We start from the raw sequence: 339 nt of genomic DNA on the forward strand, positions 1-339 counted from the left end.
AGTTTGAGTCAACGTTGCCTTTTACAACTATATTTCCGTTTGAATAGATACCCAAAACCGCTACTGTGTAATTGTTGTTGATTGTCGAGATATATAATGGCTGTGTTGGTCTGAAACCTACTGGTAAAGTTCCTATCACTGTCTCAGTCGTAGTTTTTCCTTTGTTTGCCGAACCTCTAAAATAAACTACGCCATCAAATGACTTGGAATATTGTACATTGTTGTACTGTTGATGATGATTCCAACCGTTTGCAAGCACGAGATTTTGCCAAGGTGGGATTTGAGTCAGCCTTGCAACATCATCTTTTGTAGCGTATTCTATCCAACTCTCCCAATCGT

General features: G+C 39.2%; 1 pseudogene. It reads right to left on the reverse strand.

What is annotated here, in order from left to right:
- Positions 1 to 339: pseudogene (locus EII37_RS11255) on the reverse strand (structural protein); the annotation flags it as partial.

This window comes from Streptococcus sp. OH4692_COT-348 (assembly GCF_003859975.1).
Taxonomy (GTDB): domain Bacteria; phylum Bacillota; class Bacilli; order Lactobacillales; family Streptococcaceae; genus Streptococcus.